Here is a 25141-nt window from a genome sequence, read left to right as displayed (position 1 = left end):
CCATATTGAAGAGAAGCCTTTAACTCTCTTTATAATTAAGATCACACTTAATAATCTACGAAGAAAAATTAAAGATACAACTTCATCAAATAACGTCTGTAAAATTAACGTGTAGAAATTTTAGAGACGGTACTTTAAAACTAGCAATCTATATAATTTACAGAGCCCGCAGGGAGCGTTCACCAAGCGGTCAACGCTCCTATTGCTGGTTCGCAATATACTTATAAGCATTACAGAAAGACAATCAATTTCCAGAAAATCTTATGACACCTCAGTTCCTTCAGAATAGGAATTTTCAGCAGAGGATTTTGATTTTTTCTTCGTATCACTGAAAAAGGCAAACAGGATTCCAGGCAGCAGAATTAATGAGGCACATTTAAATGTAAAGCTAAAGGCATGTACTGTGTAGGTTTTAAACGTATCTTGAATCAGTGGATATAATTTTTTAGTTTCTTTCCTTTGCACAGCAAAATTATGTTTTATTTCAGCTTTTGCTCTGATAGGAGCAGCTTTTAAAGTTGCTTTTTCTTTTACAGCTATAGTTTTTAATATTGAAGAAACATCGCTGAATTTACTGCCATTACCTTGTTTTAGTGAATTAATCATACCAGTTTTAGCTTCATTGTTAAAAACAGTATCGGCTTTAACAATTTTTACCGCTGCTCGTTTTGCATCAACCATTTGAACTTTTATATTTGATGTAAATATGCTTAAAAACACTGCAACTCCTAGAAATGTCCCTAAGGTTCTTGTCATATTATTTATACCTGAGCTTATGCCTATCTTTGTAGGAGGCACATTTTTCACCATGGAATTCATAAGAGTAGACATGCTTAATCCCATACCGGAACCAGCTACAACTAGTCTAAGTATAATTCCTAACGTGGTAGAATTCTGAGTAAGTGTACTATATAGTAAACAAGAAAGAGCTAAGAGGCACAAACCCATGGAACTTATCCATCTTGATGAAATTCTCTTAGATAAAGCAGCAGAGAGCATTGAAAAAAACATAGAGCTTACAGACATTGAGGAAACTACAAGCCCTGCGCTCAATTGAGTTAATCCTTTCACCTGTATTAGGAAAAATGAAAGAAAGTAAGAACCTGACATCATTCCAAGACCTAACAGAAATAGTGCTATGGCGCCGCTTGAGAATGGAACTATTTTAAACAAACTTAGCGGTATCATTGGCTTCTTTGATTTTAGCTCTATTATTATAAATAATAGGACTGCAATTGCTGACAGAATAAACAAAGTTATAATAAATGGAGATGTCCAGCCTTTATCATTTCCTTTTATTAATGCAAATATTAATGAAAACATGGCGGTAGATATTGATAATATTCCTGCAACATCTATGTTTTTATCCGCAGTTGGGTCATAGGATTCCTTTATAAAGTATTTTGTCATCAGTACACATAAAATTCCAATGGGAATATTAATAAAAAATATTGCCCTCCAGCTGAAAAATTGAGTTAGTATTCCTCCAAGAGATGGCCCACTGGCAGCTGCAAGGCCTGCGAAGGCTCCCCATAAAGCCATTATAGGACCACGCTTTTCGGGAGGAAATATTTCAGCAGATAATGGAACAGTAACCGGAACTACGAAGGCAGCGGATAAACCTTGAAGTGCTCTGAAGGTAACGAGCATTCCAACGGAGTTTGAAAGCCCTGAGAAAATTGAGCAAATAGTGAAAAGTAATACACCAAATATAAATAGTTTTTTTCTTCCAAATTGATCTGCAAGTCTTGAAGCGGTTATTATCATGGATGCGAATACAAGGTTATATACATTTACTACCCAGGATATATGCGTCATAGTACTGTTAAAATAATCAGTGATTTTTGGAAGCGTAATATTTACGATAGTGGTATCCAGCAAGGCCATAAAGAATCCAAGAATTACGGCTACAAATGAAATAATTCTGTGTTTGTTGTTCATAATATCATTCTCCTCTTATAAAATATACTAATATATTATAAACTACTATATTATATAGCAGTTACTTAAAAAATATAGAAAGCTAGCACTTTCTATATTTTTATGTTATAAATTAGGAATCATAATGCTGTTTAAGCTTTTCAGACCACTTATCCAGCAGCGAATATAAATCTTTATATAAATCTAATAAAAGAAAAGCGCTGTCTGGTTTATGAGGGTTCTCATGCTGCTTTTTATATGAAGTATCCATCATTTGGTGCTTATGAGCAATGGTGCTTTTAAAATTCATTAGATATTCAGCTCTTTTTTCTTTAGGGAGATTATCAATATTTGATATAAATGCATTAAAATCAAAATATATATTTCCTACATGAGTGGAACTGTATTCCATTAACTGATAAAAATAAACTAATCCTTTTTCATTTAAAGAATAAATAGTTTTTTCGGGCATTTCACCTTCTTTTACTATTTTAGAATTTAAGTAGCCGCCATCACTCAATTTAACTATGTTTTTGTAAATAGCTGGGTTGCTTATCTTCAGCCAGTAATGAAGATTCCAGGTTTCAAATTCTTTCACCATTTCGTAGGCACTTTTGGGGCCATGCTGCAAATAACCGAGAATTATTAAATCTATGTAAGACATTCTACTACCACCTTTTGAGCTAAATGAGTATTTCGGCAATAATTTTATCAAAAATATTTAATGTTCATACTACTATACAGTATAGTAGTATAATGCATTAATGTCAACACAAAATACATAATTAATGAATAGAATAGACATCATGGTACCATAACATTTTTCTAGATTATTTTTGTTGGCGGAACACCATAGTGTTTCTTAAAGGCGATAGAAAACCTAAACTAGCTTATTGGATCGTTAGAGATATATTTAGAAATCGGTAAAAATCATATAAATTGCGAAAGTTCTAATATATTATGACTTCTAAAAGATCCAATGGTCGGAACTATTTAGCAGTGATATTTTAGAAGACATAATATAAGAACTTTATCGCATTTTATATAGAATACATCTTGAAATTTCTCATATATTGATTATGTAGAAATTTTAGGATGTGTTTTTATGAGCATAATAAGCAGAATGTTGTATGGAAGCACTATATTTGGTGGAGCTGTAGTAAAAAGAAAGCTGGATAGGTATACTCGTAACTGTCGTATAATAAATGAGAAGGTTTTGTTTAAGATACTAAGAGAAAACAGCAAGAGTGAAATTGGATTAAAACATGACTTTAAGAGTATAAAGACAGTGGAAGAATATAAAAGGAGACTCCCAATTACAGAATATAAGGACTATGAAGATTATATAAAGCGAATGGCAATGGGTGAAAAGAACATCTTAATTAGTGAAGATGTCGCATATTTTGGACATACATCAGGAACTACTGGAAAACAAAAATTGATACCAGTCACCAAAAGTAATCGAAGGCGCAATTCAAAATATATGGCTTTGCTGCTTAATAAGTTCTGTTATGATAATTTTAAGAAAGATTGGAATTATGGAAGAGGTCTGATGATTGCAGACATTGTAACTACAACCTATAGTAAAGGGGGAATACCTATATGTTCAGCAACTTCGGGAGGAATGAAAGGAATAAAGCCTTTATTACCATATCTATACACGTCGCCTATAGAAGTTATGGAGATAGAAGATAGAAAAACAGCTTTATATCTGCATTTGCTATTTGGACTAAAGGACAATAAGCTTATGTATATAAGTGGTGTTTTTATTTCCAGTGTTTTGGATCTGCTAAGAACACTTGAGGAAAGACATAAGGACTTAGTCGAAGATATAAGAAAGGGCAGAATAAATAGCCAGATAAATATTGGTGAAACTAAGAGGCAGAGCTTGAATAAGCTTCTTACACCAGACGCCGCAAGAGCTGATGAGCTAGAAGCAGAATTTGTTAAGGGATTTAAGGGCATAGTAAGAAGAGTATGGCCAAGTTTGGTCTATATTGCAACAGTGACAGGAGCTAATTTTTCAATATATGATGAAAAAGTAAATTATTATACAGATTCAATACCAATATATTCTGCCGCTTATGGTGCCACAGAAGCTATGGTAGGCATTAATCCATATGTTGATAAAATTAGATATGTTATTACTCCTGATACAGCTTTTTATGAATTTATACCTGTAGAAGGCAGTGAAACGGGAAAAGTATTACGGCTAGATGAGGTAAAATTGGGTGGAAAGTATGAAATAGTTGTAACTAGTTATATAGGGCTTTACAGATACAAGATTGGGGACGTGGTAAGAGTGGTTGGTTTTTATAACAGCTGTCCTGAAATAGAATTTTTATATAGAAAAAAACAAATTCTAAATATGGTAGCTGAAAAAACAACTGAGGACCATATAACAAGTGCGATAACGAAAACTATAAAACAATTAAACTTAAACCTGGTGGATTATACCTCTCAGCCAGATATTTCAGTTACGCCGGGAAGGTATGTTTTTTATTTTGAATTCAGAGACAGCTTGTATGAATATGATGTGAGAAGATTTGAAAAGGTATTAGATGAAGAAATTAAAACATCTAATCCTGCATATGGCAGAGCCAGAAACGGAAACAAATTGGCTAGGATAAAGGTAGTATTGCTTAAGCCTAATACCTTTAATCTAATAAAAGATGCCTTATTAACAGGAGGGATTTCTAAAAATCAAGTTAAGATTCCAAGAGTAATCACTGACAATGAAAAGATACTCAACATTATCAATAAAAACAGAATACCAAAAGAAAATTATATGGAAAACTCTATATGATGGCAGCATCATATAGAGTTTTAATTTTATTTTTTAATTGCATATTGGTAAGAAATAGTATAAGATTATTTTAAGATGACCGGTCAAAATAAAATAATTAATTGATATGAAAGAAGATGTGCATATGCCTAAAGTAGGTATGGAACCTATAAGAAGAAGTAAAATTATCAATTCAACGTTAGAATGTATCTGTAATTTTAGTCTTGAGAAAATGTCATTAGATATGGTGGCAAAGGAAGCTGAGTGTTCTAAAGGAGTCGTTAGTTATTATTTTAAAAATAAAGATAATCTTATTCTTGAAGCCTTTAAAGCATTTCTAAACTATTATAAGATAAAAATAGACAATCAAGTAAAGCCAGAAATGACACCAAGTGAAATGCTTAAAGTTGTGCAGGAAAACGCACTTCCTCAGTACTATAATTTGAGTGATGACATAGAGCCTAAGCTGAATGTTTCAGAAGGTGATGGGGTAGATGCGATGAATATACCACCTAGGAAGAAAGCAAAGCTTTTTGTGAATTTCTTTTCTAGGGCTATGGTTGATGAAAATCTGCAAGCAGTCATTCGCCAGGTGTATAATCAGGATCACAAAGGGATTGCATCAATTATTTACTATGGAATAAAAACTGGGATATTTAAGGAAAAAGATATATATAAGGCGGCTTATGCAATAATGTCGCTGTATGTGGGTACAAGTATGCTGAGAGTTGTTGGGTTTAAGCCTGAACAAATTGATGATGATGTGGATATATTTTGGGATAGTGTTAATAGTATGCTGAGTAAAAAATAATTAGGTTTTGACATAATGCTGTGAAAATAGTATAGTTTTAAGCTGTTTTTACATAGAGGCACTGTTTGTACCTAATATGTAAGGAGGTCTTAAGAAAATGGATAAATTTCAAGTTATAATGAGTATAAATAATTTAAGTAAAATGTATAAAGGCATGAAAGCAGTGGATAATCTTTCTTTTGATGTGTATAAAGGAGAGGTCTTTGGTTTTCTTGGACCTAATGGGGCAGGAAAAACCACGACGATAAATATGATCTGTGGACTTTTAAAAGCTGACTGGGGGGACATTGTAATAGATGGAATATCCATAAAGGATAGACCTAAGGAGGCTAGGTCGTTGATTGGAATGTGTCCGCAAAATATCATGGTATGGAAGGATTTAACGTGCATGGAGCAGATTGAGTTTATGGGTTCTATGTATGATGTTTCAGTTAAGGAAGCTAGGAAGAGAGGCATGGAGCTACTTGAAGCCATGGGGCTTATGGAAAAGAAGGATAAGAAGGCAAAGGCCTTGTCAGGAGGAATGCAGCGAAGACTTAATATCATATTGGCACTAATCCATAATCCTAAGATTATAATTTTAGATGAACCTGAAGCTGGACTTGATCCTCAGAGTAGAGTTCTTGTAAGAGAATATATTAAGAAACTGGCATCAAACAAGACAGTAGTACTCACCACTCACAATATGGATGAGGCGGAGCGGATGGCTGATAGAGTGGCAATCCTGGATAGGGGGAAACTTCTTGATATAGATACTCCAGACAATCTAAAAAATAGTTTGAATGCGGGAGATACGCTTGAAGTGAAATCATTAGGGATTGGGCAAGATATCGCTGAACACGTAAAGAATTTGCTATGCAAAAGGGTTGATAAAGTTAGTTTTTCAGATGAAACTTTCTATATAACGGGGGAAAATTTATCAGAGAGGATGACTGATATATTCGGCATATTTTCTTCGGAAAAAGTTTCAGTAGAAGATGTAAGGATGAAAAGGAAGACACTTGAAGATGTGTTTATACATCTTACGGGAAGGGGCTTGAGGGAATGAGGTCAATATATATTCTGAAAAAGTGTGTGAAAGAAATAGTAAGAGATTGGAAAGTCTTATTTTTCTCACTCATATTTGGACCGGCTTTTATTTTCATATTTCACAGCTTTTATAGCAACAATCAGCCTGTGTATAAGGTAGCGGTGACAAACTTTGATAAAGGCTTTGTTGATAAACAGAATACAAGTATAAATGCGGGCGAAGAACTGATAAAAATTTTAAACGAGAGCAAAAATTCAGATGGCATAAAGGCTTATAAGGTACAGGTAATAAAGGATAAAGATGAAGCTATGCAAAAACTAAAAATGGGGAAATACAATATCTACATAGCGATACCAGAGGAGTTTTCAAAGAGCATTGTAGATCAGGCCAATGATCCGTCAAAGACCAGTACAAAACTATTGTTTTATGGCGACATGACAACTAATGAATATATGCTGTCAGCAATAACCATTAGCGGGATAGGAGATAAATTAGTGAGTTCTCTTACTGGGCGTCCCAAGGCATTAAACTATATAGAAAAATCTATAGTGCCTAATAAAGAGCGTACAGCTTTTGAAATGTCGATACCGGCAGGCGTTCTTCTAGGAATAATAATGCTGGTATTCACATCAGCAATAGCCTTAGTTAAGGAGATTGAAGCGGGAACTATAAGGAGACTGCAGATTTCAAAGGTCTCAGCAAAAGAACTCCTAGCCGCTATCACTGCAAGTCAATTGTTTATTGGAATGGTATCTATAGCTTTAACTTTCTTTACAGCGATGACTATTTTTAGAGCAAAATCAGAGGGGGCTATGTGGCTTGTATGGCTTATAGCTATTTTATGTTGCATTTCTATCATAGCTGTTGGATTCATATTAGCCGGATTCTCTAGAAATGTAAGTGAGATATTGATTTTAGGAAACTTACCATACTTCATATTATTTCTGTTTTCGGGTGTATTTCCAATTCCGAGACTGAATATTTTCTCTATCGGAAGTCATTCTATTGCTGTCAATGATATATTCCCAACAACGCCTGCTATGACAGCAATGAAGATGGTAATGGATCAAGGCAAAAATTTGAATGATATTTGGTTTGAACTAGTATTGATACTGGTACTTACAGGTATATATTTTGCAGTTGGTATTTATCTGTTTAATAGAAGACATATGAAATTGAGTTAAGCATAATGTAGAAAATATTATACTATTGGCTGTAACGGATTGTGGTGAAAAAATGAAAATAGATCGTCTATTAGAAATTATTATAATTATGTTAAACCGAGATACTGTATCAGCTAAAATGTTAGCAGAACATTTTAAAGTTTCGGTGAGAACAATACAAAGAGATATGGTTAGTATTACGTTTGCTGGTATTCCAGTCTATTCTGTCGAAGGAAAAAAAGGCGGATATTCTATTCTGCCAGAATACAAAATGAATAGTCATTTTATGAAACCAGAGGAACGCCAATTAATTGTAAAAGCATTAGAAAGTCTTGCGACTTCTTATTCAAATGAATCTCTGGAAAGCTTGATAGAAAAGTATAACCTTATGGTAAATAAGCGGGAAGGAGATAAAGTATTTTGGGATTTTAGCGTTACTAAAGAAAACAGTGCAGTACAGACTATGAATATCAGATTAGAGAAGGCAATAGCGGAAAAAAGAATTGTGAAATTTCATTATCGTAATGCAGATGGAAAGGCATCAGCAAAAACGATCCAACCACTTGCAATTCATTACAAATGGTATGCCTGGTACTTATTTAGCTGGTCTTTGGATGTAAATGAATATAGAACATACAAGGTTGCAAGAATTTCTGATTTACAGATAACAGAGAACTTGTCAGTAATAGAACATGGTGATATTAAAAAGTTAATGAAGGAGTCAGAAAAAGCATATTATCAAACATGCGGTTCAATTGAAATTCATTTTGAAAAAGAAACCATAGGATTGATGGAGGAATATTTCCCGGATTGCAGAATTGAACATATAATTAACAATGAATATCGACTTTTTCTAAATGTGCCGTATAAAGAAAGATTATGGAAAGCACTGTTGTTAAGTTTTGGAAGTAAAGTAAAAGTAGCAGCACCAGAAGAATATAAGCAGGAATTAAAAGAAATAGCAAAAGAATTTTTATCAAACTATGACATATAGGTGTCGCGATGCTATGTTATGCTAGAGAAAAAACGAGGAGGATTAGAATGAGTGCTTTTACTGATACTTTAGTTAGTAATAAAAAAAGTGAACTGCTGACTGATGAATATGATTACTGGAAGGATTTAATTGGTGAATGGGAGTTTGAGTACATAAGCGGACATGGAACTGAGAAGGAAAGACATGTTGAAGGTGAATGGATTTTTGAAAGAGTTTTAGAAGGAATAGGTATTCAAGATATGTTTATATGTCCATCAAGAAAAACGAGAGAAGAGAATCCACAACCGGATGCTGAGTATGGAGTTACACTAAGAATGTTTAATCCGTCTACAAAAATGTGGGACATGGTGTACACTTGTTGTGGGCAGATGGAGCGGTTTGTAGGAACAAAAGAAGATGGAAAGATAGTTTTGACGAACTTGGATAACCCTTCAAGGAAATGGGCTTTTGTTGAAATTTCTAAAACAAAATTTCATTGGCAGAATATCACTGTCCTCCCTAATAAATCATGGAAGATCAATTCAGACATTTATGCTGTAAAAAAAAGTTAATGGTTGAGAAAATGTCAAGTGCCAGGCACTTGACATTTATTTTAAGAAATTTCTAACACTATTACACCATATTTTTCTATAGATACTTTTCCGGATATTACTTCGCCAGATAGTAAATCATTAGCAATCTTTTTGACATCAACTTCAATGCTGTGATCCATATAGTTCAACACAAAGATATACTGATGACTATCATTACTTCTCACTGCCAGTTCCGCTTCCCTTGGCAGTTCTATTATATCTTTATATGGGCAAGAGAAGCCAAGTTTCCTTAGAAAGATTTCGGCGGCCTTTTCACTGAAACCAGCGCCGTAATAATAAGCTTTTCCTTTTCCTATAGTATTAACTACGAGAGCTGGTGCGCCATCATAATAGTTCCCTTTGAAAGTGGCAAGAACTTTAGCATCACCTATTGGCTGAAGTATGTCATTAAATATAGGAGCCTCTATTTCCTCATTGTCCCATACAGCATATTCATCTTCGTCTGCTGGTCCAACAAGAGTATAGTCTGTTACTTTTACACCGCAGATTTCTGATGCAAATCCAGGCATGGGACGCATTGGGCAGCGGCCAAATTGATCCTTATAACCTGTACGAGAACCCATTATAAGTGTTCCGCCTTGTTCTACATACATTTTAAGAAGCTCTGCAGTTTCTTTTGTGAGAATTGTAGCATGTGGATATACAAGTAGTTTATATCTACTTAAATCTTCTAAAGTAGTTTTTTTACAGCCACTTTTTAGATACACAAAGTCCATAGGGGTATGTGTAAGCTGTGAAGCACTAAACCAGCTGTCGTTGCTGAAATCATCTAAAGGACCATGCCACTTGTCTTGTTCTCCATCCCATTCATTATCATAGTCTCTAATAAAACCGACATTAGCTTCATAGTGAGTACCTGCAACTTCTGAAAGCTTATTAAAGTCTTCATGAACAACTTTAAGTTCAGCAAGCCTTCTATTAGGTTCATTAGAATAATCATTTAATCCATGCCAATAGATTTCTGTTCCAATCCAGCTGGTTCTCCAACGAAAATAACTGATGAAATTAGCACCATGAGCCAGTGACTGAAAAGTCCAGAGCCTCATCTGACCTGGTTTAGGGGCAGGCTGTTTCATTCTGGTATCCCAACCGCCAGCACCAGACTGCTGTTCCATTATTCCAAAGGTTGGGGAGATAGACCTTGCTCTAATAAGTGACCAGGAGGATCTCCTATCATTTAGATTTCCTGGTTTTTTTGGATCAGTCCAGGTGTCATAGGCAAAATTAGGGTAGCTGTCATATGTAATAAAATCAAGACAGGAATCTGTCATTTCATGGCTGTCTAGATGCCCAAAGATACCGTTTGTCGTTATAAATTGGTCTTCTGGTTTATATTTGTTTATAATATCACACTGTAATTTACAGTAACTTATGGCACTGTGAGAAAAAAATCTTTTTTCTTCAAGAGATAAATGAGGATTATTTGAATTACTAATTGTAGGCCTAGTAAGATATATTTCATCCCAGGCTGTATAAGTTTGATTCCAAAAGGTTGTACCCATTGCTTCATTAAGCGCATCAAGGGTCTTGAATTTATCTTTAAGGTAAATTCTGAAGGCCTCGTGATCGGACTCTGAATAAAATACATTAGTTTCGCAGTTAAGTTCATTATCAATCTGCCATCCAATAATAGCTGGATGTGGACAGTAGTGAGCTGCTATTTTATCTACTAATCTTGAAACAAATTTTAGATAAACTTTGGAGTTGTAGTTATGCTGTTTACGCATGCCATGCCTATATAATGTGCCGTCCTCTCTTGCGTTTAATACCTCAGGATATTTATTGGTAAGCCAAGCTGGAGGTGTAGCAGTAGGGGTACAAAAAATAACTTTTATACCCTTTGAATAGGCCAAATCCAAAAACCTGTCAAAGAAATCATAATTGAATACGTCTTCTTTAGGTTCAAACTTATTCCAGGCGAATTCGGCGATTCTTATAATTTCTATGCCATGTTCAACCATTCTGTCGAGATCGTTTTCCCACAGGTATTCAGACCAATGCTCGGGATAATAGCAGACTCCAAGAGTTGGCTTTTTAAGATTTATCGATTTTTCAGTATTCATATTTTAATATCACTCCTTACTATACATAGGTCATATTATCTTATGTTCGAGATATTTTATTTTGTTTCTTAAGTAACATTTTACGTGATTTCTATCCCTATTTTCAAGAAGAATACCATCCCATAGGTTATAAAAGTAGTCTTTAAAGCCGCTTACTGCTGTTGGTTCCTCGATATTGAGTTTATTAATGCATGATCTGATATATAAATGGCTATCCCCTTTAATTAACATAAATTCAGGTACAAGCTGTTTTACTGGAACTTTATCTAATATAGCTACTTCGTAATTCTCATGGTTTTCGACCATAGTTAGTATGTTTTTAAGGTGCATAAGAGTTTCTTCTGTTTCTGACAAATTTTCTGCAACCAAGATTTCTTTGATTTTGTACAGCATTAAGTCTTTTATGTTGTTAGTGCATTCCACGAATAAAGAAGCAGTACTATCATAGAGCAAAATATCACCTTCTGTATTTAGTACATTGTTATAATCTTCGTTGAAACTATCATATCTTATTAGTGGTACAGTTTGCTTGAACATAAGCAGTACATGCTCCCTAAGAGCAGTTATTTCATCTTTGTCCGTGTAGAAAAAGGCTGAGTTTATGCAGTCACTGCTCTCGTCTGATATATAAAGCATAGCAGCTATGTCCCCAACTATAATCAGCTCCATAGGCGGAACTATTGTACCATACTTTTGAAAATAGACAGGGTTATAGGCTTTATTAGTATTAATAAAGCTAAGTATATTGCTAACTAATCGCACAATTCTTGTATCGTTATTTTTAAGCCGCCATAGATGAGTTAATCGCCAATTATTATTAAGAAGCTGCGAAATAATGTTTAAGAAATAACCATGGGTATTTTCATAGCCATCTAGTATATCTTTTTCTCCTTGAAAGGTCATAAATATATCTTTATTAACACATTGATTTTTACATGCAGCTTCAAAAATTAATTTTGTGTATTTGAAAACAGCTTCTCTGCCTTTGGCAAAATGTGGAATGCTTTCTAGCAATATTTCTAACTCGTTTTTTTCTGTAGGAAGGATTATATTAAATGTACTTTTTTTCTTTTCCTTAAGAGAGTATATTTGAGCCTCAGACAAAATGCTGCCAAGTTCTATATCTGAGTTATAATCTAACTCATGTTTGTATTTTTCATAGCTTTTTTCGTTAAATCCTTTTAGAAGGTAGTAAGATATCTTTTCCACATAGTCAGATTTAAGAGAAGGTATTCTTGTGCCTTTAATCCACTTTCTAACATAAGAAGCATCTACATTTATTTCTTTTGCCAGCTTAGAAGCTGACCATCCTCTGATGGCAAGCAATTCGCCTAACATATCTCCAAATGAAATTCTTTTACTCATATAAATGTCCTCCCGAAATGTCCGTGACAAACTTGTCCTGTTTATCACAATTATACCATTTGTGTATATAATGAGGCTATATACTGCAGATTATTTTGATAATAATTAGGAATGAGGAATTAGAAATGAAAAATAGGTATAAGGCAGAGGCTTGTGACATATTGCAGTTTATATTCAGCAAATTTAATGATCATCAACTTCACTGCGTAATAGATTTTGATCAGCTTATTGATGAAAAGATCTTAAAAAAAGCAGTTGAGGAATCTTTGACGATATTTCCATTGATTAAATGCAGATTTGTTGAAGGATGGTTTAAAGCATACTGGGAGGAAGATACATTTTTAGTAGACGATATAGTGAAAATAGTGAGAACCGAAGATATTGAGATTGAAACGAATAAGCTTTTAATTTCTAGGACAAATGAGATAAAGGGACCACAGCTTGTTCTAAATATTATTAGAGATGGAAAAAGGGATTGTCTTTGTATGGTAATTAACCATATGCTTTGCGATGGAGCAGGAATTAAAGAGTATGTTTATATGCTAAGTTCAATATATACTGATTTGAAACAGAATAAAAACTGTGATATATATAAGGAAACTGGTACAAGAGGTTTAGAACAGGTATTTAAGAGTTTTAGTTTTGCTGATAGAATTAAAATACTTTTTCATTCAGCAAAATTTACTAAGTATGACAGCGGTGTTACCTTTAAAATAGAAGGAGATGTAAATAGCCCAGCGGTTATAACATATAGAATTTCTAAGGATAAATTCCTAACGATTAAAAACTATGCAAAAAAATATAATGCTACAATAAATGACGTCATGCTGGCGGCTTATATAAGGACATTAGATAAGGCTTTGGACTGTGGAGGTATAACCATCCCATGTGCTATTGACCTTAGGAAATATTTGAAGGATAGAAAGGCTGAAGGAATATGTAATCTTGCGTCAAACATCATATTTGATATTGGACCTGACATAGGAAAAAATTATAATGAAACTCTTTTAAAGGTTAAAGAAGCTATGGATGAAGAGAAGAAAAACGTTTCATGTCTAAAGACCCTTATGCTATTACAAATCGTTTTTAAATACTGTCCATACAAAATAGCAAAGAAACTTCTTATGAAACAGTATAAAAATCCACCAATAGCTATGACTAACATAGGGCTGATAGATAAGAATAGATTGGTATTTGATGGATTGCATATACGAAATTCATATGTCAGTGCTTCAATTAAATACAAGCCATATTTTCAAATAGGTATAACGACTTTTGATGACGAAGTAACCTTTTGTGTTAATTTACACTGTACTGAAAAAGATAAATACAAGATAAAGGAATTTCTGAAGAATATGGAGAAAGAACTGCTTCAAGCAGTGAAGGATTATATATAATCAATGCAACTAACATGCTATAATATATAATAATAGAATTATTATAGCAGGAGTTGATAAGATGTTCGGTAAAGATTCGCAAAAGAGATTCAAGATAGAGCATAAAGAAAATATAGGAATGTCTGGATTTAAGATTATAGTGGACCAGGAGACAGGAGTTAATTATTTACTTAGTTGGAACGGATATGCCGGCGGTATTACGCCGCTTTTGGACAGAGAAGGAAAACCAATTGTTTCATCAAAAACGCTATGAATGTTAAGTGCAAGCACTTGACATTTTTCATGACTTATTTTTGTAATATGACAGGATGTTGTCAGGTAAAATAGATTATTATGTTCTAGGGAATATGAAAAGAAAGGAATGCAAGTTATGAACTTATCCTTTGCAATTAATTCTTTATATGTATGTGTAAAAGATATGAACAGAGCAATTGAATTTTACGAAAAATTATTAGGACAAAAGGTTACTGAGAAAGATGAAATCTATAGTGTTTTTGATATAAGAGGTTTTAGATATGGCTTATTTGCTAATGAGAAGATGAAAGAAAGGAAAGTATACGGGAACAATTGTCTGCCAAGCTTAGCAGTTAATGATATGGAGGCAGTACAGAACAGACTGCAGGAACTTGGATGCAAGATAGCATTTCCTCTAACGATTATTGGTAAAAACAAAGTCTTGGAGTTTACTGATAGTGAAGGAAATGACATAGAAGTTACTTGCAGAATAAAGTAAATTAGAAGAAAAGATCAGATAGGTCTAAAACTTGCACACATAAATAAAAAACATCTTAAGCTAGAAAGGCTGTACATAGCGTACAACCTAAGACTGTAGTCTAAACTAATTTGAAAGCTTATGTTTTCGATTTTCAAACTACTAATGTATTGAACAATATTTTTTAATATTTTCTCTTGTAAAAGGAATCATTTTGCTATCAAGTACAAAATCTGATTTCTTAGATTTTGTCATTTTATTAATGTATTTTGTATATTCATTTTTAGTTACTTTTTTATCACCAATGAAATAGTATTTGAATAATTTTGTTTCACCAGATAATTTATTATCTGCATAATTAGCCAGTAAATTCAGTTTTCCTTTATTAAATTTATAGTAATAGACTAAATCATATCCCATGTATGCAGAAGACGCCATTATGATATTTGTTCCTTTATAATACTTATATGAACCATGACCTATTACACCAACAAAAGCAACTTTTCCATTATAATATGTATATATTGCCTCATAGAACCATGCTCCTAGCTTTAATTTACTATTAGATAGAATAAACTCAGGTGTCCCATCATTATTAATATCTTTTATTTTAAATTCTATACCCTTATTAAAAAGATTGCAGCTTACATTATCTAATTTAACCTTATCTCTCAGAAAATATTTTTCATAGGCTCCAAGTGCTTTGTTTGAAACATTTTCAGCTGAAACTTGTCCACGTGGAATTAATACAAACAATATTGATAATATTGATACGATAGATAGTAATCTCTTTTTCATTTTGATATCTATTCCTTTCGTTTTGCTCAAGACACATAATGCTAGGCGCCAAGCGAGTTTTTTTATTTTATTATTGAGCTCATATAATCCTTTTGTTTAATATTTTATCATCCTGTTTTTAAATTTTCTATATTTTTTATAGAAAAATAATTACGGATAATACAAAGTAGTATAGGGGAAATTGAGGTTTTGGAATTTACTGATAGTGAAGAAAATGTTGTGGGAGTACTTGTTCCTATGGACTAAAGATTATTACCATATACCTATTTACAAGTCAGTGGGTTTTGAATATAATATCTATATAGCTTAATTTTGAAAGGGGAAAGTAAGTTATGACACCATCGAATTGTTAATATTAATTTTGTGAAAAATTAATAGTCCTTAGAAAGTAAAATTTACCTAATTCATATTAGGTGTATTTGTGATGCTTTTTATGATGTTAACAATTTGGAAGATAGCTTACTTAATAATTAATGTTATTAAATTATGTTAATATACAGCATATTTTATGTGCTGAATTTAATTTTGTATATTATAGCTGTAAGTGGATTTATTCTTCTTACAGCTTTTGTTTTGCTTAACTTTTTATAAAATATTAAAGTGCTAACTTCATAGCAGCATCACCATATGTCAAAACAGATTGGTGGTGATTATATGATTCCTATATTTAAGGTAATGTATCAGAATCAATAAACGGAAGGAGTATTAATAGTTTATGATTTTCACATTACCTAAAAGAAAAAAGGCTTTGTATTCCTTACCGTTAAAACACATTATCGGAGGTAAGGAATATGGAGAAAAAATTAAATTTAAATTGGTATATATACAACAATGAGGCACAAACAGAATATAGATATTGTCACAATTGCGGCTGCAAGGTAGAATTTAAGGATTCTCTAAAGAGAAGACAAAATGCAAACGGAAAGAATATTTTTTACTATGCAATTTATAAATGTCCGAAAGGTCACAGCTGGAATAAGCAGATTGCTGTATTTAAAGCTGTATCAGGACTCGAAAATGTCCCAGAAGAGGTTGTGCAAAATGAAAGTAAATATGAAAAGCTCAGCATAGCTGAACTTATGAGCTGTGAATTTGATCAAGTAAATATTTTATTAGAAGAATTCGAAATCAAAGAGAGGCTGGATAAATTTTTATCCTCAAAAATCACTGATGTAAGTAGAAGTGAAATAGTGAGGCTCATAAGTGAAGGTTTTATAAAGATAAACAATAATACAGCTAAAGCAAAGAGCGTATTAAAAGCAAAGGATAAGATAACTTTATTGTTAAGAAATATAAAAAGATAATAACTTTGAAAATTAAGGCTGTATGTTTTAGATAAGGGTACAGCCTTAATTTTATATCTTATTGAATATAAATAAGAAAAGTATTAGTTTTTTTGAATATCTATTACAATTACTCATATTTGAGTATATATTGAAGTTTTTGGAGGTGAACTAATGATAGATGTTCTACTAAAATATAAGTAAGTAATGTAATAAGGAGGAAAATATGATTATATTTCATTTAGAATTTGATCAGGAAGTTCCTCAATATGCTTGCAGTTCCTGCAGTAATTGCCACAGTATCTTCGGCAGAAGCTTATGTTCAGTTAAAAACAGAGGATGCTGCTGGTATTTCCCTAAATTTACACTTTACGAAATTCACAAAATGGTCAAAACAAAAGAAGGCTCAAAGGTGCTTAGCAGTATATTGAAACTTCCTAATGTAAAGATTTATAGTTATCATATTCATGCTATAGGACGTATGGATAAGGTTGGTTATGACAGATATCTTAAAAACAATAAATCAGAAGATATCAATGTGAAGGATAAGTCTATTTTTTTCAGAACGTGTCCATTTGTAAAACCGGGCATAGGATGCACACTGCCTAAAAGATACAGAAGCTATGTATGTAATCTGTTCATATGCTCAGAGGTGGCTTCTGTACTGTCAAAGAATAATTTATTCAATGTTTATATGAATGAGCGGCAGAATTACGCAAGGTGGGTTCAGTGGGAAAACCTATCCCTTGAGATGATGCTTAGAGAAAATAAGGTAAACTTAGAGTCTGATTTTCAAAATACAATAAATATCTTAAAGGAGTTACCTTTAGAAAGTTACGAATTTCCTAAGCTAGCTCAAATAGAAGAACATAGTGGTTTTAATAGAAGTGCATAGAAATGAGGATGATGATTTTTTACGTATAGTTTTACATAATAGCCCAATACTAGTTATAGATAAATAATTGATGCTATCTTATTTTATAATAATACGTTTATCATTTATCTATATTTAGTATAAGGGGAGAGTTTATATGAATGAAGTAAATAAGCCTGAAAATACTGAAGATTATTTAAAATCCTATTGGATCGCATCTACGAAAAAAACAAATTACCCATCACTTGATCAGGATATAGACGTAGATGTAGCAATTGTTGGTGGTGGTATAGTCGGAATAACTGCAGCTTACCTGTTAAAGAAAAATGGAACAAAAGTTGCAATTATAGATGCAGGAAGGATTGTTCAAGGTACAAGTGGTTTTACTACAGCCAAGATAACTTCGCAGCATTATTTAATTTATCATAAAATAGCAGATATATTTAGTATGGAATTGGCAGCTCAATATGCTGAGGCAAATCAATCATCAATAGAATTTGTTGAGAAACTAACAAAGCAGCTTAGCATTAACTGTGATTTTGAGAGAGTGCCCGCCTACATTTACACAAGGGAACAAAAATATATTAAGGCTATAGAAAAAGAAGCTGATGTTGCATTAAAACTTGGAATAAAAGCAGATTTCGTTCATGAATTACCGATTAATTTAAATGTAGACTGTGCTCTGATTTTTGAAAACCAAGCTCAATTTCATCCGAGAAAATACCTGCTGTCAATAGCAGAGAAGATACCTGGAGAAGGAAGCTACATATTTGAAAACACTGAAGCTATGGATATTGAAAAAGGGAGGCCTATGACTATAACTACTAATAGAAACAAAAAAGTACGTGCAGGAAAGGTTATAGTTGCTTCTCATTTCCCGTTTTATGACGAGGGACTTTATTTGGCAAGGCTTAGTCCTAAAAGATCATATATTATAGCTGCAGCGATAAAGGAAGAATTTCCAAAAGGAATGTACATTAATGCTGAAAGCCCTTCTCGTTCTTTGAGATCCCAACCAGATGGTGAAAATCAGTTAGTACTGGTTGGAGGGGAAGGACATAAGACTGCTCATGGAAATAACTTTGATGAGCATTATGATAATCTGGAGAAATTTGCCCAATCACTATTTACTGTTGAGAGTGTTAAATACAGATGGTCAGCTCAGGATTATTCTACACTGGATAATGTACCTTATGTAGGACAAATAAATTCTACTGATGAAAATATTTATGTAGCAACGGGTTTTGGTAAATGGGGTATGTCTAATGGAACCGCAGCTGCAAGGCTGCTTGCCGATAAGATATTGGGGAAAGTCAATCCATGGGAGGAAGTATATAATCCGTCCAGACATTTTACTGGAACTGCATATATGAAATTGTTCACTCACAATTTTGATGTCGCAAAGGAACTTGTGATAGGAAAAATTAAGGGCGGTGAAAACGGAGTTAATATTAAATGCGGTGAAGCAAAAGTAGTAGAATTAGAAGGTAAAAAATATGGAGCATACCGTGACAATGAAGGTGTGCTGCATATAATTGATACTACATGCACACATGTGGGGTGTGAGTTAAGATGGAATGATGCTGAAAAATCATGGGACTGTCCCTGCCATGGCTCTAGATTTACTTACGATGGTCAAATCCTTGAAGGCCCTGCCACTCACAAATTGAATTATTACAAAGAAGGAGCAAATAAAATAGATCCTAACATAAAATTATAATCCGTGATGAAAAAATGTATATAGTATAATATAGTATAGGTATGATCTTAATTATGATCATACTTATTCTATTTTTGAGAGGTTTTTGTATGTATAAGATAATGATTGTTGAAGATGATAATTCTCTTTGTAAAAATATGAGCGAAAGATTTGAAAAGTGGGGATTCGAGACATGTGCTGTTGATAATTTTGAGAATATTTCTGCTGAGTTTACTCAAAAAAAGCCTAATCTGGTAATCATGGATGTAAACCTGCCGTATTTTGATGGATTCTACTGGTGTAATAGCATCAGAGAAATCTCAAAAGTACCTATTATATTTGTATCTTCAAGAGACACGAATATGGATATAATAATGGCTATGAATACCGGAGCTGATGATTATATAACAAAGCCGTTTTCTATGGATATCCTTATAGCAAAGGTGAATGCCCTGTTAAGGAGAACTTATTCTTATAGTGATGAAACTTCAGAGCTAATTGAATGTGATGGAGTTATTTTGAACCTTACAGATAGTAGTATTTTTTATAAAGAACAAAAACTGCAGCTTACAAAGCATGAATTCAAGGTACTGTTGGTGCTGATGAAGGATAAAGGGAAAGTCATATCTAGAGAAAGGATAATGAGAGTTCTATGGGATGATGACAATTTTATAAATGATAATACTCTTACGGTTAATATCAATAGACTTCGTATGAAGCTTAAGGGCATAGGATTGGAGGATTATATAGTTACTAAAAAGGGATTGGGGTATGTGATACTATGAGTATAAGAATTTATGTTAAGAATCTAGGATTAACCATATATTGTTTTCTGTGTATTTTTTTTGTTGTAAATATTGTTCTGATAAGCAGTAAACCTATCGGATCAACCTTTTATGATTTAGCATATATGGACTTCCTAATCATAGCTATATCTCTGCTTTTCTTCGCAGTTGGTTATAGAAGATGGAGTTATACTTACAGAGGAATTTATAGGGCTATAGAAAACGGTGAAGATATAAGCTTAAATATGCCGGACACAATGTATTACTCTGAAGTAGAACTTATAAAAAATATTTTGGATGTTAAGGATAAGGAAATGGAAGATAGGTTTCAGAAGGTTAAGGAAGCCTCTGATGAAGTTAATGACTATATTATTAAATGGGTGCACGAGATAAAAATGCCTATTGCAGTATGTGAGTTGATTGCGGAGAAAATGGACGAGATAGGTATAGCGGAGGAATTGAGAATGGAAATTGATAGAATAAAATTTCTGATAAATCAGGTCCTCTACATGAGCAGAGCTGCTAGTTTTTCTGAAGATTTTCAAGTTGAACAGGTTAATGTAGAAAAATTAGTAAAAGGTATAATCAAAAGGAATGTATCATTTTTTATATCAAAGGATATAGAGTTACAGCTTGAAAATGTAAATTTTTATGTTATAACTGATCAAAAATGGTCATCGTATATAATTGACCAGCTTATAAATAATAGCTGCAAATATGTTAATAAAGGCGGTATAATACGTATTTATGCGGAAGAAGATGAGAAAGCAGTAAAATTACATGTGATTGATAATGGAGTAGGCATAAAGCAGCAGGATATAAGAAGAATATTTGATAAGGGTTTTACTGGAAGCAATGGAAGAGGAGTATCAAAATCCACAGGAATGGGTTTATACTTATCGCAAAAGATTGCTATGAAGTTAGGACATAAAATATTAGTACAATCAAGTGAAGACAAAGGAACGGAATTTATAATATGGTTTTACAAGCTGAGTCTTTGAATTTGGTTAAAAATGAGGAATTGTAGGTAAAATTATGCTGTGCAGAATCTCCTTGCTTACAAATTACTTATTAATAATTCGTAATTGTTAAGGCTGTTTGTGACAAAAATGTAATGTTAAAATATGATATGTAACGATAAATCGATGGTACATAGTTAAAGCTGAGTGTAAAATTATACTATACTTTAACTGGGAGGAATTGTGATGGGTACAATCATTGAAACTAAAAACTTAAAAAAGGCATATGGTTCAAGAGGAACGAGTTATGTAGCTCTTGACGGAATAGATCTTAAAGTAGAAGAGGGAGAATTTCTTGGAATAATGGGACCTTCAGGTGCAGGTAAAACTACACTGTTAAATATTATATCTACTATTGATACACCGACTTCTGGAAACTACTTTTTCGAAGGACAGGATATGAATAGAATAAAGGGAAAGGCATTAGCCAATTTTAGAAAAAATAAAATAGGGTTCATATTTCAGGATTTTAACCTGCTAGATACCATGTCTGTTCAGGATAATATAGCATTGCCCCTTGCGCTAAGAAAGGTAAATCATAAAGAGATAATAAAAAAAGTGGATGAGATGGCAGACTTTTTAGGTATAAAGGCACAATTAAATAAATACCCATACCAACTGTCAGGAGGTCAAAGACAGAGAACTGCAGCGGCAAGAGCTCTGATGACTTCGCCATCGGTAATATTTGCGGACGAGCCTACAGGTGCTTTGGATTCAAAATCTTCAGCAGAACTTTTACAGTGTTTGATTAATATGAATGAAAAGTACAAAACGACTATTATAATGGTTACACATGATGCATTTGCAGCAAGCTATTGCAAAAGGATAATGTTTATAAAGGATGGTAAAATACATGCGAAGCTTGATAAAAATCAGGAAAGAAAGGAATTTTTCCATAGAATAATGGATATGATTTCCTCTATGAACAACGGAGTAGATACTTATTCGCAAAAGGAGGAACTATAATGAATTCTTTCAGCATAGCGTTTGGAAATTTTAAAAGAAATATGAGGGTTTACGGATTATACATAATGTCAATGATTTTTTCGGTATTGGTTTACTATAATTTTGTTGCGCTTAGATATAATCCTGATTTCATGAAGTTTGATGGGTCAACCTATATAAAAGGAACTTCTCAAGTGGTAACATATTTACTCTTATTGTTTTTAATATTTTTTATATGGTTTTCAAGTTCATTTTTTCTTAGTCAAAGGAAAAAAGAAATAGGAATTTATGCTTTTATGGGTGTAACTAATTTCCAAATAGCTTCAATATATTTTATGGAGCTTATTTTTATGGGCATAGCTGCCATTACAGTGGGACTATTACTCGGAATAATGTTTTGCAAGCTATTCTTGATGATGCTTGCTAAAGTAGCAATAATGAATTCAAAAATAAGATTTTTTATTTCCATCAAGGCTGTAATAACCACTGCTGTAACTTTCTTTATAATATTTTTTATAAACTCACTGCTAGGCTATATAAATATTTCAAGAAGTAAATTGATAGATTTGTTTAATGCTTCCAAAAGAGAAGAGAAATATCCTAAGGCGAGTTATATAAAAGGAGTATTGTCAATCATATCAATAGGGATAGGTTATTATTTTGCGAGAAACGCTTTAGGAGAAAAGTTTATTACCAATATTCCATTGGCAATAGTATTCGTAGTGCTGGGAACTTATTGGTTTTTCGGAGCGGTTTATTCTATAATCATGAAGATAATAATAGGAAGAAAGAGGATACTATATAAAGGCGTTAACATAGTTACCATGTCTAATATAGCATTTAGAATAAAAAATAATTTCAGAACTCTTGCAGCAGTATGTGTTTTAGTGGCTATGACTCTTACAGCTTATGGAACTGTGGCATCTCTTAAGTACTTTGTCGGAATAAGAGATTCAATACAGACACCATATTCGATATCATATATTTCAGATGATGCTACTGTCAAACAGAAAGTAGCAGATAATCTCAAGACTCAAGGAAAAACTATTACTATGAACGAAAAAATTAAATTTCTAATGCTGAAACCTAAAATAGATGAAGCATCAAAATGTGTGCAAAAGAATGAAGCGACCCCTATTGTGAAATATTCTGATTTAGTTAGGATAAGCAGAAAATTAAATGCTAAGAAAACTAACTATATACAAAAAAATAAACTTCAAAAAAATAAAGCTTTCTATATTGAAACTCCTACGGTGGTAATGAGTCTGATAGATATGAATAGCGGAACAGCACAAATGAATGGAAAAAAATATAGTATTATAAGCACTCTTAAGACTCCATTATTTGGTAATGGAGTTCCGGACGGCTGCCTTATATTGAATGATGAAGACTATAACAAGCTTAAATCGGGAAATAAGGAATATGAGTTTAATGGAATAAGAATAGATAAAACGGATGATATGAAGAAAGTGGCTAGTTCTTTAAGTAAGATTTCTGAAATTAAGAGCAGTTTATTTACAAATATTAGCAAAGATAAATCCACTCAAAGTACTTTTGGTATAATTTATTTTCTTGGAGCGTTTTTATCTATAGTATTTATAGTGGCTACAGGAAGTATAATATATTTTAAGCTAGTAAGTGAAGCTTATATAGATAAAAATAAGTATACAATTTTAAAAAGAGTTGGAATGACAAAAAGTGAAATGCATAAATCAGTGCAAAAACAGATTGGAATATCTTATATACTTCCTCTTATTGTAGGAATAATTCACAGCTGTGTAGCTATGTCAGTATTAAGTAAAATGATGAATTACAACATAATTGTGCCTGCAGTGAGAAGCATAATTATATTTGTGGTGGTATATGGAATATACTTCCTAGCTACTACACGAAAATATTTGCAAATAGCTGAGTAAAAGTCATTTAGATCTTTAATTATAGGAGGCATTTTCCGGTCGACGGGGATTGCTTCCATTTTTATTTTTGAAGATAGTAGCCAATGCCGCTATCTTTTATTCTATTATAGAGAATCTTCCTCTGATTAATAATTAAAGAAAAGTAGGGTATAATATATAAGAGAAATATTGAATAGCAATTACTATTAAATCTCGTATCCAAGATATTAACTGAAAAAGTATTGAAGGCTATGCAACATCTTGAAGCATGTTGTATCAGTTCAAGATAATGACAACAGTAGATATTTGTTTGTAATTAATAATTAAAAGAAGATTAACATGTTTAAGCCCAGAACTTTATTTGACTTTTTGTCTAATAATAAAATAAATTGTAACTAAATTAAAAATATTATAGATAAATTAATTTTATTATTAGTAGGTCACTTGCTTTATGATTAAAACTGTGTTATCCTTAATAAGGACTTAAATTAATGGTTAATAATGCAACACAAATATATATTTCAATTAAGTACTTAATTAAAATAGTACGATGATATCGAGATTTTATTAGTGGGTTATTACAATGAATTTAAGAATGATAAAATTTCGGAGGTACAGAATATGACTGGTACAGTAAAATGGTTTAATTCAGAAAAAGGATTTGGATTTATCACAGGAGAAGATGGAAAAGATGTTTTCGCACACTTTTCTCAAATAAATGTAGATGGATACAAAACTCTTCAAGAAGGACAGAAAGTTTCATATGAAATAGCTGAAGGACCAAAAGGACCTCAAGCTCAAAACATCAGCATTGCTGAGTAGTAAATGCATGAAAACCTTAGATAGTTTTACTATCTAAGGTTTTTTATTTTGGTATAGGAAAGTATAGATTTTTGCATATAGAGAAGTTAAATTAGAAATTACGAATTAGGAATGAGAAAAGTTAAGGTAGAAATTCAGCGTAGCTGAATTTCTACCTTAACTTTTCTCTCTAAGAATTTATTTTGAAG

Annotated in this window: 22 protein-coding genes; 17 read left to right on the top strand and 5 right to left on the bottom strand. The window is 32.6% G+C overall.

What is annotated here, in order from left to right; translation table 11 throughout:
• Positions 1-261: 261 nt before the first annotated feature.
• Positions 262-1941, bottom strand: a complete 1680-nt coding sequence (locus CLORY_RS18355; protein ID WP_079427199.1) for an MFS transporter — start codon at positions 1939-1941, stop codon at positions 262-264.
• A gap of 112 nt (positions 1942-2053) precedes the next feature.
• The gene (locus CLORY_RS18350; RefSeq protein ID WP_079427197.1) at positions 2054-2584 is read right to left on the bottom strand and encodes a PadR family transcriptional regulator; all 531 of its coding nucleotides are present in this window, start codon (positions 2582-2584) and stop codon (positions 2054-2056) included.
• A 441-nt stretch (positions 2585-3025) separates the two neighbouring features.
• On the opposite strand from CLORY_RS18350, the gene CLORY_RS18345 reads away from it, so the two are divergent.
• From CLORY_RS18345 to CLORY_RS18320, 6 genes are all read left to right on the top strand, one after another.
• Positions 3026-4726 carry a GH3 auxin-responsive promoter family protein gene (locus CLORY_RS18345; protein ID WP_139376087.1) on the top strand — a complete coding sequence of 567 codons (1701 nt, stop codon included), beginning with the start codon at positions 3026-3028 and terminating at the stop codon, positions 4724-4726.
• A 124-nt stretch (positions 4727-4850) separates the two neighbouring features.
• Entirely contained in the window at positions 4851-5516 is a 666-nt protein-coding gene (locus CLORY_RS18340; RefSeq protein WP_079427195.1) for a TetR/AcrR family transcriptional regulator, read from the top strand.
• A gap of 97 nt (positions 5517-5613) precedes the next feature.
• Positions 5614-6564 carry an ABC transporter ATP-binding protein gene (locus CLORY_RS18335; RefSeq protein ID WP_079427193.1) on the top strand — a complete coding sequence of 317 codons (951 nt, stop codon included), beginning with the start codon at positions 5614-5616 and terminating at the stop codon, positions 6562-6564.
• Positions 6561-7730 (top strand): ABC transporter permease, encoded by a 1170-nt coding sequence (locus CLORY_RS18330; RefSeq protein ID WP_079427191.1) that lies wholly within the window; start codon positions 6561-6563, stop codon positions 7728-7730. Before CLORY_RS18335 ends, CLORY_RS18330 begins: the two co-directional genes overlap by 4 nt.
• A 52-nt stretch (positions 7731-7782) precedes the next feature.
• A complete protein-coding gene (locus CLORY_RS18325) occupies positions 7783-8703 on the top strand; it encodes a helix-turn-helix transcriptional regulator (RefSeq protein WP_079427189.1) in 921 nt (306 codons plus the stop codon).
• A 47-nt stretch (positions 8704-8750) separates the two neighbouring features.
• Entirely contained in the window at positions 8751-9254 is a 504-nt protein-coding gene (locus CLORY_RS18320) for a hypothetical protein (RefSeq protein WP_079427187.1), read from the top strand.
• A 41-nt stretch (positions 9255-9295) separates the two neighbouring features.
• Here CLORY_RS18320 and CLORY_RS18315 read toward each other — a convergent pair whose 3' ends face one another.
• Positions 9296-11359, bottom strand: a complete 2064-nt coding sequence (locus tag CLORY_RS18315) for a beta-galactosidase (RefSeq protein WP_079427185.1) — start codon at positions 11357-11359, stop codon at positions 9296-9298.
• Positions 11360-11389: 30 nt separating this feature from the next.
• On the bottom strand, positions 11390-12724 hold the full coding sequence (locus tag CLORY_RS18310) for a helix-turn-helix domain-containing protein (RefSeq protein WP_079427183.1): 1335 nt from the start codon (positions 12722-12724) through the stop codon (positions 11390-11392).
• Positions 12725-12849: 125 nt separating this feature from the next.
• Here CLORY_RS18310 and CLORY_RS18305 point away from each other — a divergent pair, with 125 nt between their 5' ends.
• The 3 genes from CLORY_RS18305 to CLORY_RS18295 all read left to right on the top strand — a co-directional run bounded on the left by CLORY_RS18305 (position 12850) and on the right by CLORY_RS18295 (position 14854).
• Positions 12850-14121, top strand: a complete 1272-nt coding sequence (locus tag CLORY_RS18305; protein WP_079427181.1) for a WS/DGAT domain-containing protein — start codon at positions 12850-12852, stop codon at positions 14119-14121.
• A gap of 61 nt (positions 14122-14182) precedes the next feature.
• Positions 14183-14374: a DUF6440 family protein gene (locus tag CLORY_RS18300; protein WP_079427179.1), complete on the top strand. Its 192-nt coding sequence runs from the start codon at positions 14183-14185 to the stop codon at positions 14372-14374.
• Between the two features lie 117 nt (positions 14375-14491).
• Positions 14492-14854, top strand: a complete 363-nt coding sequence (locus CLORY_RS18295) for a VOC family protein (RefSeq protein ID WP_079427177.1) — start codon at positions 14492-14494, stop codon at positions 14852-14854.
• Between the two features lie 141 nt (positions 14855-14995).
• Here the strand turns inward: CLORY_RS18295 and CLORY_RS18290 are convergent, their stop codons facing one another.
• A complete protein-coding gene (locus CLORY_RS18290; protein ID WP_079427175.1) occupies positions 14996-15631 on the bottom strand; it encodes a hypothetical protein in 636 nt (211 codons plus the stop codon).
• A gap of 791 nt (positions 15632-16422) precedes the next feature.
• On the opposite strand from CLORY_RS18290, the gene CLORY_RS18285 reads away from it, so the two are divergent.
• From CLORY_RS18285 to CLORY_RS18250, 8 genes are all read left to right on the top strand, one after another.
• On the top strand, positions 16423-16935 hold the full coding sequence (locus CLORY_RS18285; protein ID WP_079427173.1) for a S4 domain-containing protein: 513 nt from the start codon (positions 16423-16425) through the stop codon (positions 16933-16935).
• Between the two features lie 205 nt (positions 16936-17140).
• Positions 17141-17809 carry a hypothetical protein gene (locus CLORY_RS18280; protein WP_079427171.1) on the top strand — a complete coding sequence of 223 codons (669 nt, stop codon included), beginning with the start codon at positions 17141-17143 and terminating at the stop codon, positions 17807-17809.
• A gap of 136 nt (positions 17810-17945) precedes the next feature.
• Positions 17946-19508 carry an FAD-dependent oxidoreductase gene (locus tag CLORY_RS18275; RefSeq protein WP_079427170.1) on the top strand — a complete coding sequence of 521 codons (1563 nt, stop codon included), beginning with the start codon at positions 17946-17948 and terminating at the stop codon, positions 19506-19508.
• An 89-nt stretch (positions 19509-19597) separates the two neighbouring features.
• The gene (locus CLORY_RS18270) at positions 19598-20272 is read left to right on the top strand and encodes a response regulator transcription factor (protein WP_079427168.1); all 675 of its coding nucleotides are present in this window, start codon (positions 19598-19600) and stop codon (positions 20270-20272) included.
• A complete protein-coding gene (locus CLORY_RS18265; RefSeq protein WP_079427166.1) occupies positions 20269-21273 on the top strand; it encodes a sensor histidine kinase in 1005 nt (334 codons plus the stop codon). The genes CLORY_RS18270 and CLORY_RS18265 overlap by 4 nt, the downstream gene beginning before the upstream one ends.
• A 204-nt stretch (positions 21274-21477) precedes the next feature.
• Complete coding sequence (locus tag CLORY_RS18260; protein ID WP_079427164.1) at positions 21478-22257, top strand: ABC transporter ATP-binding protein; 780 nt, start codon at positions 21478-21480, stop codon at positions 22255-22257.
• Positions 22257-24152 (top strand): FtsX-like permease family protein, encoded by a 1896-nt coding sequence (locus CLORY_RS18255; protein WP_079427162.1) that lies wholly within the window; start codon positions 22257-22259, stop codon positions 24150-24152. The genes CLORY_RS18260 and CLORY_RS18255 overlap by 1 nt, the downstream gene beginning before the upstream one ends.
• A 600-nt stretch (positions 24153-24752) precedes the next feature.
• A complete protein-coding gene (locus CLORY_RS18250; protein ID WP_079427160.1) occupies positions 24753-24953 on the top strand; it encodes a cold-shock protein in 201 nt (66 codons plus the stop codon).
• Positions 24954-25141 lie beyond the last annotated feature (188 nt).

It is taken from the genome of Clostridium oryzae, assembly GCF_002029235.1.
GTDB lineage: Bacteria > Bacillota > Clostridia > Clostridiales > Clostridiaceae > Clostridium_AE > Clostridium_AE oryzae.
Note: the sequence above shows the minus strand (reverse complement) of the source record. Positions and strands in the feature narration are given on the sequence as shown.